2 rRNA genes are annotated in these 3,162 nt (G+C 48.0%); both read left to right on the top strand.

Going from position 1 to position 3,162, the window contains the following annotated elements:
- Positions 1-27: 27 nt before the first annotated feature.
- A 23S ribosomal RNA gene (locus ACFO6W_RS26010) occupies positions 28-2,914 on the top strand.
- A 185-nt stretch (positions 2,915-3,099) separates the two neighbouring features.
- Positions 3,100-3,162: ribosomal RNA gene (gene rrf, locus ACFO6W_RS26005) — 5S ribosomal RNA — on the top strand; the annotation flags it as partial.

Raw genomic sequence — 3,162 nt, 5'->3', positions numbered from 1 at the left:
TCTTCGGGTTATTTGTTAGATAGAAAAAAGAAAGTAGGAAAGGGCACATGGGGGATGCCTAGGCTCTCAGAGGCGAAGAAGGACGTGATAAGCTGCGATAAGCTACGGGAAGGTGCAAATAACCCTTGATCCGTGGATTTCCGAATGGGGCAACCCAGTATCCGAAGAGGATATTACACTATGTATGTAGTGAGCAAACGCGGGGAACTGAAACATCTAAGTACCCGTAGGAAAAGAAAATAAAAATGATTCCCAGAGTAGTGGCGAGCGAAATGGGAAGAGCCCAAACCGTTATTGTTTAGGCAATAGCGGGGTTGTAGGACTGCGCCGTGGCAAGACCGATTTGAAGTAGAACGCTATGGAAAGAGCGATCATAGAGGGTGATAATCCCGTATACGAATCATATCCGAAGCCTAGCAGTATCCTGAGTAGCGCGGGACACGAGAAATCCTGTGTGAATCAGCCGGGACCATCCGGTAAGGCTAAATACTCCTGAGAGACCGATAGTGAACCAGTACCGTGAGGGAAAGGTGAAAAGCACCTCGAACAGAGGAGTGAAAGAGACCCTGAAACCATGTGCCTACAAGCGGTCGGAGCATTAAAATGTGACGGCGTGCCTTTTGCATAATGAACCTACGAGTTACTCTTACTGGCAAGGTTAAGTACAATGATGTACGCAGCCGAAGCGAAAGCAAGTCTTAACAGGGCGTTTGAGTCAGTAGGAGTAGACGCGAAACCAAGTGATCTACCCTTGGGCAGGTTGAAGTTTGGGTAACACCAAATGGAGGACCGAACCGGTAAGCGTTGAAAAGCTTTCGGATGACCTGAGGGTAGGGGTGAAAGGCTAATCAAACTTGGAGATAGCTCGTACTCCCCGAAATGCATTTAGGTGCAGCCTCGGCGAATTACTTATGTCAGGTAGAGCGACTGATTGGATGCGAGGGCTTCGCCGCCTATCAAGTCCAGATAAACTCCGAATGGGCATAAGTTAATACCGGGAGTGAGGGCATGGGTGCTAAGGTCCATGTCCGAGAGGGAAAGAACCCAGACCATCAGCTAAGGTCCCCAAATACATGTTCAGTTGAATTAACGAAGTATGACTACTAAGACAGCTAGGATGTTGGCTTGGAAGCAGCCATTCATTTAAAGAGTGCGTAACAGCTCACTAGTCGAGTGGTCGTGCGTGGATAATAATCGGGCATAAACATGTTACCGAAGCTATGGGATAAAATATTATCGGTAGGGGAGCATTCTACTCAGCGTTGAAGGCGTACCGTCAGGTATTCTGGAGCGTGTAGAAAAGCAAATGTAGGTATAAGTAACGATAAAGGGGGTGAGAAACCTCCTCGCCGAAAGACTAAGGTTTCCTGATCAACGCTAATCGGATCAGGGTAAGTCGGACCCTAAGGTGTAGCCGAACGGCGAAGCCGATGGAAGAACCGGTTAATATTCCGGTACTGTTATACAGAGTTATGTGGGGACGCAGGAGTGACACTGCTGCCAAGTGACGGATTACTTGGTTAAAGGAAGTAGACGTAGACAGAGGTAGGCAAATCCGCCTTTGGAGTTGAAACTGATAGTACTACAATCCTTCGGGAGCGTAGATAATGCAGGTAAGCATACTGCCTAGAAAAACCGCTAAACGCTAATCTGTATAGCAACCGTACCACAAACGGACACACGTAGTCGGGTTGAAAATACTAAGGCGCTCGAGCGATTCACAGTTAAGGAATTAGGCAAAATGACCCTGTAACTTCGGGATAAAGGGTGCCATCTGTAAGGGTGGCCGCAGAGAATAGGTCAAGGCAACTGTTTAACAAAAACACATGGCTATGCAAATTTGAAAGAAGAAGTATATAGCCTGACACCTGCCCGGTGCTGGAAGGTTAAGAGGAGATGTCATGAGCAATCAGAAGCATTGAATTGAAGCCCCAGTAAACGGCGGCCGTAACTATAACGGTCCTAAGGTAGCGAAATTCCTTGTCGGGTAAGTTCCGACCTGCACGAATGGTGTAATGATCTTGACACTGTCTCAACTGTGATCTCGGTGAAATTGTAGTATCGGTGAAGATGCCGATTACCCGCGATGGGACGAAAAGACCCCGTGAACCTTTACTATAGCTTTACATTGATTCTGGGCACTTGATGTGTAGGATAGGCCGGAGGCTGTGAAGCGGGTACGCCAGTACTTGTGGAGCCATCCTTGAAATACGGCCCTTTAATTGTTTGGAATCTAACCTGCGGATGCAGGAACAGTGTATGGTGGGTAGTTTGACTGGGGTGGTCGCCTCCAAAAGAGTAACGGAGGCTTCTAAAGGTGTGCTCAGGACGATTGGTAACCGTTCGTAGAGTGTAATGGTATAAGCACGCTTGACTGAGAGACCCACAAGTCGATCAGGTAGGAAACTAGAGCATAGTGATCCGGTGGTTTCAGTATGGAATGGCCATCGCTCAAAGGATAAAAGGTACTCCGGGGATAACAGGCTGATCATTCCCAAGAGCTCATATCGACGGAATGGTTTGGCACCTCGATGTCGGCTCGTCACATCCTGGGGCTGGAGCAGGTCCCAAGGGTTGGGCTGTTCGCCCATTAAAGTGGCACGCGAGCTGGGTTCAGAACGTCGTGAGACAGTTCGGTCTCTATCTATCGTGGGCGCAGGATATTTGCGGAGATCTGACACTAGTACGAGAGGACCGTGTTGGACGGACCCCTGGTCTGCCGGTTGTTCCGCCAGGAGCATCGCCGGGTAGCTAAGTCCGGATTGGATAAGTGCTGAAAGCATCTAAGTACGAAGCCGACTTCAAGATAAGATATCCATTAAGGGTGGTTGTAGACTACGACCTTGATAGGCTACAGGTGTAAAGGCAGCAATGTCATAGCCGAGTAGTACTAATAGCCCGGACGCTTTCAAGGGTGTCAGTAACCAGAATGATGTTAACTGACGCCAAACAACAAACCAGAGGTTTGCTATATTACGAATATAAGATAACGATACTCGCTCTTTTACATCAGTCAATCCTACACGGTTGACAGCAAGGCATACGGTTGTGGTATTTAATACTGTAAACTGTTAACTGTAAACTGTTAACTGAAGATATTCAGGTGGTTATAACACCGGGGCTCCACCTCTTCCCATTCCGAACAGAGAAGTTAAGCCCGGT

This window comes from Dysgonomonas termitidis, assembly GCF_042654545.1.
Taxonomy (GTDB): Bacteria; Bacteroidota; Bacteroidia; order Bacteroidales; family Dysgonomonadaceae; genus Dysgonomonas; species Dysgonomonas termitidis.
This window is presented reverse-complemented; position numbering and strand designations above follow the sequence as displayed.